Source organism: Candidatus Avelusimicrobium stercoris (assembly GCF_002437085.1).
GTDB classification, from domain to species: Bacteria; Elusimicrobiota; Elusimicrobia; order Elusimicrobiales; family Elusimicrobiaceae; genus Avelusimicrobium; species Avelusimicrobium stercoris.
This window is the reverse complement of the sequence record NZ_DJOA01000046.1, coordinates 20554-28099: the sequence shown is the minus strand read 5'-3', so window position 1 is coordinate 28099 and position 7546 is coordinate 20554. Positions and strand designations below refer to the sequence as shown.

Here is a 7546-nt window from a genome sequence, read left to right as displayed (position 1 = left end):
TTGTGAGCAGTAGTTATAAACCACCCGAAAGGGTGGTTTTTTTGTGTCTGTAAGCGGGCAAACTGCTTTGCCCGCGTTAGGGATTGAAAGCCGCAGCCTTATGCGAGTTTGAGCAACGCGAAAGGCGAGCATGGCGAGGCGGGGCCGCGAGCGCCGAGGGTCAACGAGGACTTGTGGCCAATCCCTATACTGGGCACCATTTTTCTTTCTAAAAACCGTTTATTCGTTGTTGCCCGCTCAGTCGGATACCTCCGCGATTCCGCGCGTGTGCCCACAGTATTCCTTCCTCGCTGGCGCCTAGAATAAACGGTTTTTTGTTTGAAAAATATTTTCCCCCATTTGTATATATTTACAAACTGCTTTGCCTGAGTTAGGGATTGAAGGCCGGAGCCGTGTGCGATTTGAACGAAGTGAAAGGCGAGTTGGACGGGCTGTGGGGCGCGCACGATTTAAGCGAAAGGAAAACTGCGAACAGGACCGCAAACCACAAGCAAAAATGGTATTCCCCCTTCTAAAAACCCCTTTAAAACCCCGCATATAAACATTTTTAGCCGCAGCCGCAACCAACGGAATAAACACACTTTAGTAAGGTTTAACGGGACTACACGAACTGATAAAATAAAATTACTTTTTCTTGTGCGCAACCAAGGTTAAGCAACTTAAAATAAAATTTTTGGCAAATCTACTTCTCGCAAAATTGCAAATCTATGGAGCCTTTTCTCGTAAAACAAGTCAGGCACTGCCGCCAAAGATATAGGGGCACGAATACAACTATATAAAACAAAAAACCCGCCGAAAGGCGGGTTCTATTAAGGGTAAATGGTGGACCTGACAAGGATCGAACTTGCGACCTCCTGCATGCCATGCAGGCGCTCTCCCAGCTGAGCTACAGGCCCTTAATGACTACATATTTATTATAACAGTTTTTATTTTTTTGTGCAACTTTTTTTTAAAATAGTAAAGGCCCCGCAGGGCCTTTACCAAAATTTGCGTTTGATTGTAGTTTAGAACTCAAACGAAATATTCACTTCGCCGCCGAAGCCTTCGCGCTTGCCCAACTGGCCGTAAACGGTCAGCACGGAGTGCAAGGGCAGGAACGTATCTTGGTTGTGGTAAGCCAAAGACACTTGGCCACGGCCGCTCATACCTTTCATAGAGGCTTCGCTGTTTTTGACGTCTTCCACCGTAACGGTAGATTTGCCGTCCATTTCATAGATAGCACTCGCACCGACGGAAGGAATTACGCCTTTCCAGTCCACAGAATTAAAGGCATAATCGCCGCCGAAGCGCAGGGCCATACTTTGCAAGGTATCAAACCTGATTTTCTGGTCCAAGTCGTCGGTGATGTTGTCGGAGGCTTTGCGCTTCCAGTTGAAGTTGGCGTACAGGCTCAAATCTTCCAGCGGGTTTTCCACAAAGCCCGCGCTAGCGCCGTAGTACATCCCTTTGCTCTTAAAGGTGGATAAGAGTTCGGAGGATTCAAACTTGGCGTCCACATAGCCGGCTTCCACGGTGGCTTCCAAGCGGCCCGTGTCGCTATAACGGTAAGAGGTCATCAAACCGCCGCCGAACACATTGGCATCGCCGGTAACTTTAATAGGGAAGGTTTTATAAGAACCGCCCGCATATTTGGCGTAGATACCCAAGGCCCAATCGTTCGTAAATTTCTTCCAAGCGCCTGCTTGTGCAAGGCCAGAATCCAAGTCAAAGACACTGCCCGTTTTGTAGCGGGTGTGGTGGTAACCGCCGTTAATAAAGGTGTTCTGTTCGGTGTCGCTCTTCCACAAATCGTTTAAGGTTTGGGTGAGCATTTCGGGCCCTTCGCTGATTAAGGCCAAACCGACGAGCGGTAACTGACCGTACACTTCGGCGTTGGCTTTATCTTTCGTAGCGGTAAGGGTCCAGCTAATTGTTTGGGAACCTTCCTCTTTGGTAGCGGTCAAATCATAGGAATACACACCCATTTTCTTTTGGGTCAACACAATTCCTCCGCCAAGTAAGTCATATACCTTACCGCTTTCTAGATCTTTAAAATTCTCCACAGCTTTATCGGTAATAGTAGTAACAATTCCCGGATTGGAACCTTCCTGCATCATAGATTTATCCAATATCATATTAGCACGGACGTCAAATCCAAAGTTCAATTTCATTTTAAGATCTGCGTTGATGGTCCACCACCTATTAAAGTTTTTGAATGCCTTGTCGTTAGTAAACGTTCCAGAAGTACGATCAAAAACCAAATGGTTGGTCTGCGCATAGTCTTTATTATTGCCGCCATAAATGACCGCATCTTTGTCCAACTTCACGCTGTTGCGTAAAATAACGATGTTATTTTGCGTAAGCCTATTTTCATCTTTCAGTTCGGCGCCATATACATAACCGCCATATACAGTGCCCTTGAAATTTACGTTATCCAAAATTACCGTGTTGTTGGACGCAGAATATACATCGTCAATTTCTATCTCGGATCCTTCTTGTTTGCCATCTTTATAGACCTGATTACCCTTTTTTTCATACTCTTCCGTCGTAGTAATTTCTTTTCCGTCTTTGGTCTCTTTTTTCTCTATTGTGTACTTTCGTTCGTCAATATAAGCCGAGAAACCACCAAACACATTGGCGTTTACATCCTGCACGGAATCGCCGCCCGCAATGGAAACGATATTGTTGTCGCTGTTCGTTCCACCAACGGCTACTTTCTCCGCTTCGGGAGCCTTCTCACTGGGGGTGGTATTTACGGTGCGGGTATAGGTCATACTCGCGCCACCGAAAATAGCCCCCTGGTCCTTCGGCATATCCGCCGGCAGTAACTCGTTAGTGGACAATGTATTCAAATCCAAGGTATCGCCAAAAAACTTGCCGGAGTTGCTTAACGTCAAGGCAGAATTGGTTACGTTTACAACGTTGCCATTGGAGGTGCCGGCCAAGTTGACGGAACCGCCCAATTCGGTAAAGGTGCCGCTCATCTTATTCAAATTTAATGTATTATTGGCTACTGTGGCCCCGACCTCCTTATTAAGACCCATTTTTACCGCATAAATGGAAGACTTGTCAGAAACTTTGGAATTATCCAACATTAAGGTGTTGCCTTTGGCATTTACGGAGGTACTATCTACCGCCGCGGCCTTACCAGTTATGGTACTGTTGCTAACGCTAACGGTGTTGTTATCCATATTAACAGTAGAAGAGCCGTCATCTGCAATGCCCGTTCCCTCATACGCACCTAGCACAGTGCCCACCGTGGAATTATCAATAATCACCGTGTTATTTTCAGCCGTAGCCGCACCCTTGGCCCCCGCCACCGTGCCTTCCACGGTAGAATCTTTTACGAGCACATAGTTACCACTAGCGTTGGTGTCAATTACACCAGCAGTTTCCTCATCTTCTTCGGTCAGGCGTTCGTCGGTATAGCCACCGATGACGTCGCCACCGATGGTCGCCTTGGTGATAGAAACGGTATTGTTACTCGCCGACCCCTTGGAAAACTTGGTATAACCGCCGTACACATTACCACCCAACTTTTCAGCGGAAGAAGCCCCAGTAGGCGTAAATTGGTAAAAATTTATAGACCCACCGCTAATGGAAACAGAGTTGTTGTTAGCAGACGCGGCGCCAAAGCGGTCCCTGCTATAGAGCATTAAGGCCGCGCCACCCATCACATCTCTGCCCGTCAGCTCTATGTCTGTCATCGTAACAGAACTATTGGTAACATTATTATTGTAGGCAGCACCTCCGGCAACATACGCACCATAGGTCTCTTTGTTTTCAACAGGAATGTCATAATTCTTTTTCCGTTCCACTGAAGAATAAACTTCGTTGGCAGTAGTTACGTTATTAATATTAATTTTAATATTATTTTTTTTGCCATCCAGGGTAAGAGAGGCCCCATCAATTGCACCTTGATCTACGGAACCGCCACCAACAAGAGAATATGGCTTATTATCGTTTGTATCATCAGTTATCTCATAAGAATGAGGTTGACCATCCCAGTTAATTCTCAACTCTTCCGCTTGTACAAACAGGGGAACAAACAGCATAGAAAAAACTGCAAAAATAAACTTTCTCATTTATCCTCCAATATGTATTTATAAAAAAGCAATATATTCCTATTATACAGAATTTAGGCCAAAAGAAAAGGTTTTTTTGTGTAAAAACCCCCTATATAATAGGTAAAAGGTATAATAAAGGTATGTCCCGCTATACAGACGGCAACTATCTTTTGCAAAATCCCGGCTGGCACGCACAAGACGCGCGCTGGAAACTGGCGCACGTTTTGCGCGCCGTAAAGGCGGCCCGTTTGTCCCCCCACTCGGTATTGGACGCCGGGTGCGGAGCGGGTGCGCTGATTAACCATTGGGCCCAACACTGCCCGGATATCCGCTTTACTGGGTGCGATATTTCCCCGCAAGCGATTAGTCTGGCTAAACAGCACGCGCCCGAAAACGTAAATTTTTTATGCGAAGCGTGGGCGGACGGAACCTTTGACGTAGCCCTAGCCATAGATGTAGTGGAGCACGTCCCGGATATGGAGCGGTTTTTGAGCGAACTCGCCCAAAAGGCCCCTGTGCTTATTTTGCACGTTCCGCTGGATTTATCGTTCCGCACGCTTATAAAACCTGAAATTTTAGAGGAAGAATACCAAACCGTAGGACATATCCACTTTTTTACGGCACGGTATTTAAAAAGGCTCTTAAAAAAGCGCGGCTGGCAGATTTTGCACGCGCACTACACCAACAAATATGTAGAACGCCCGCCGCAACTGACGGGGCTCAAAAGCCGTATCGGTATGTGCATACGCTTGCTGGCGCACTATTTACTACCCAAGAGTTGGACCGCGTTTTGGGTGGGCGGGTACAGTCTGATGCTGGTGGTAAAGCCCAAGCAATAGTTATTCCTTATATAAGCCACGCAAGAGTTTGATTTCCTTTTCGTAGCCCGCCAAATCGTTGGGGGTTTCCAAACAAAACGGCAAATGCTTTAAGGCCGGGTGATTAATCACGCCTACCAAGGTATTTAGGCCAATGGTGCCTTGGCCGATACAGGCGTGGCGGTCCTTATGCGCCCCCTGCGGGTTCAAACTGTCGTTTAGGTGGACGGCCTTTAACAGGGGCAGGCCGATTTGCTTATCAAATTCCGCCAAGGTATCGTCCAAATGCACGAGCGAATAACCCGCATCGCTGACGTGGCAGGTATCCATACACACGCCCAGTAGGTTATTTAGTTTCACGCCGTCCATAATCCGTTTTAACTCGTCAAAGGTCCGCCCGATTTCGCTCCCCTTGCCGGACATTGTTTCCAAGAGTACCGTGGTATGCAAATTAGGCGTCAAAATTTCGTTTAGCGTTTCCACAATCAGTTCAATGCCTTTTTCCACCCCTTGGCCGACGTGGCTGCCCGGGTGAAAGTTATACAGATTTCCCGGCACATATTCCATACGCTGTAAATCATCCGCAAAGGTCTGGCGGGCAAATTCGCGCGTTTTGGGGTCGGCGGAAGCGGGGTTAAGCGTATAGGGAGCGTGCGCAATAATGGGCGCAAAATGCTTTTGGGCAAGCAGTTCGCGCAAGGCTTCGGCATCCTGCGGGTCAATGGGTTTGGCCTGGCTGCCACGCGGATTGCGCGTAAAGAACTGGAACGTATCCGCCCCGATAGAAAGAGCGGTTTCGCCCATTGCCTTAAAACCCTTGGAAGATGATAAATGGCACCCAATGTGTAACATATTATTTCCCCGCGTATTTGTGGATATCAGCCACCAGTTGCTCCACATCCTCCGGGCGGGTAGCCCAACTGGTGCAAATGCGGATGGCGCTTCGGTGGTGGTCCAAGCGTTTGGTGTGTGAAAAGGCGTATAATTCTTCCAACTGTTTCACCAATTCATCCGGCATAATGGGGAATTGCTGGTTGGTGGGAGAATCGTACAAAAATTCAAAACCGCTGTCCTTACACGCTTGGCGGATGATTTGGGCCATATCGTCGGCGTGTTTGGAAAGTTTAAAATAGAGGCCGTCTTCAAACAAGGCCAAAAATTGAAGCCCTAAAATGCGTCCCTTGGCCAGCATTGCGCCGCGCTGCTTCATAAAATAGCGGAAATCCTTTTGAAGTTTGGGGTTTACAATTACCACCGCTTCGCCCAAGAGGGCGCCAATCTTCGTGCCGCCAATGTAAAACACATCACAGCAGGCAGCCAAATCAGCCAGTGTAACGTCGTTTCCGGGGGCCTCTAAACCGTAGCCCAGGCGTGCGCCGTCCGCAAATAAAAAGAGGTTATTCTCGTCGCACACGCGGCGGATGGCGGAAAGTTCCTCCTTGGAATACAGCGTGCCGTATTCCGTGGGGAAGGAAATATACACCAGTTTGGGCTGAGGGGCAAACTCCGGATTATCGTCCAGCCAATGCTCCTTACAGCAGCGGGAAATTTGCTCCGCCGTCAATTTGCCGTTTTGCTCCGGCACCGTTAAAATGCGGTGGCCCGTGGCTTCAATCGCGCCCGCCTCGTGCACGTTAATATGCCCGGAATCGGCGGAAATGACCGTTTGGTACGGGCGCAGGCAAGCCGCAATCACCGTTAGATTGGTTTGCGTGCCGCCCGCCAAAAAGTGGACCTCGGCATCCGGCGTTTGGCACAGGGATTTAATCAAATCGGCCGCTTGGCGGCAATAGGTGTCTTGCCCGTAGCCGGGCGTTTGTTCCAAATTGGTTTGCGCCAACTTTTCCAAAATACGCGGGTGGGCGCCTTCGCTGTAATCACAATTAAATCTAATCATAAGAACCTCGCTCTACTGCGTAGAGGGTTGAATTTCTTTTATTATATCTTTTTAGGCAAGTTTTCGCCCGATAAAAGGCCTTTTAAAAAGGGGTTATATCCAGCCTTCCCCACCCGAGATGAAAAAGCCCCGCTCTTTGCGGGGCTTTAAATTAGTTTTGTTTGGCTCTTTGCAAGCGTTCGCGCTGGCGTTTGGCCTTCAAGTCCGCGTGGCGTTTGCGGAAGACGTCCAACTTGGTGTAGCGCACCATTAAGCAAAAATCAATCAACACCATTACAAAGTTAAGTACATAGAGCCAAAAGACCCAGTCAAAATTGTGCAAAATTTTATGAATCATCCCGCACACATAGGCAAATTCAATCGTTCCCATAAACAGGAAACTTTTGCCGGCGGCAGTTTTGGTGCGCAAGGAGCGCGAAATATTAAACGGCCAGGCAAGACCGAAACCTAACATCATTAACGCTTCAAAAATACTCATATTATCTCCCACAGCGCGGAGCGGGCTCTATTTTTGCGGGGCGTGCTGTATTGCTATTTATATTTTACCATTTTAGGAGTTCACTGTTTTGCGGGAGGAGCCTCTTTTTCATACAATAAACATATGCGTTTTTATAAAGATAAAGTGTTTTGGTACATTTTTGCCGCGCTGGCCCTGGTGAAAGGGGCGGCGCTCCTCGGGCTATTCTATTGGCACCCGCTGGGGGAAAAGATTTTGGCGTTCCCTGATTCGCTTACTTATGTTTACCCGGCGCAAACGTGGCTGGAATACGGACAAATGTGGGAAG

6 protein-coding genes and 1 tRNA gene are annotated in these 7546 nt (G+C 47.9%); 2 read left to right on the top strand and 5 right to left on the bottom strand.

Annotation, left to right across the window (positions count from 1 at the left end; genetic code table 11):
• Positions 1 to 820: 820 nt before the first annotated feature.
• Both B2118_RS06655 and B2118_RS06650 read right to left on the bottom strand, forming a co-directional pair.
• Positions 821 to 896, bottom strand: a tRNA-Ala gene (locus B2118_RS06655).
• Positions 897 to 1004: 108 nt separating this feature from the next.
• Positions 1005 to 4064 carry an autotransporter domain-containing protein gene (locus B2118_RS06650; protein WP_428054386.1) on the bottom strand — a complete coding sequence of 1020 codons (3060 nt, stop codon included), beginning with the start codon at positions 4062 to 4064 and terminating at the stop codon, positions 1005 to 1007.
• Positions 4065 to 4186: 122 nt separating this feature from the next.
• Here B2118_RS06650 and B2118_RS06645 point away from each other — a divergent pair, with 122 nt between their 5' ends.
• Positions 4187 to 4885, top strand: coding sequence for a class I SAM-dependent methyltransferase (locus B2118_RS06645; RefSeq protein ID WP_428054384.1), 699 nt, complete (start codon positions 4187 to 4189; stop codon positions 4883 to 4885).
• Here B2118_RS06645 and B2118_RS06640 read toward each other — a convergent pair whose 3' ends face one another.
• From B2118_RS06640 to B2118_RS06630, 3 genes are all read right to left on the bottom strand, one after another.
• A complete protein-coding gene (locus B2118_RS06640) occupies positions 4886 to 5716 on the bottom strand; it encodes a deoxyribonuclease IV (RefSeq protein ID WP_428054382.1) in 831 nt (276 codons plus the stop codon).
• A gap of 1 nt (position 5717) precedes the next feature.
• Positions 5718 to 6761: a threonine aldolase family protein gene (locus B2118_RS06635; protein WP_428054380.1), complete on the bottom strand. Its 1044-nt coding sequence runs from the start codon at positions 6759 to 6761 to the stop codon at positions 5718 to 5720.
• A gap of 151 nt (positions 6762 to 6912) precedes the next feature.
• On the bottom strand, positions 6913 to 7239 hold the full coding sequence (locus B2118_RS06630) for a hypothetical protein (RefSeq protein ID WP_428054378.1): 327 nt from the start codon (positions 7237 to 7239) through the stop codon (positions 6913 to 6915).
• Positions 7240 to 7362: 123 nt separating this feature from the next.
• On the opposite strand from B2118_RS06630, the gene B2118_RS06625 reads away from it, so the two are divergent.
• A partial coding sequence (locus B2118_RS06625; protein ID WP_428054376.1) for a hypothetical protein occupies positions 7363 to 7546 on the top strand: 184 nt, incomplete at its 3' end.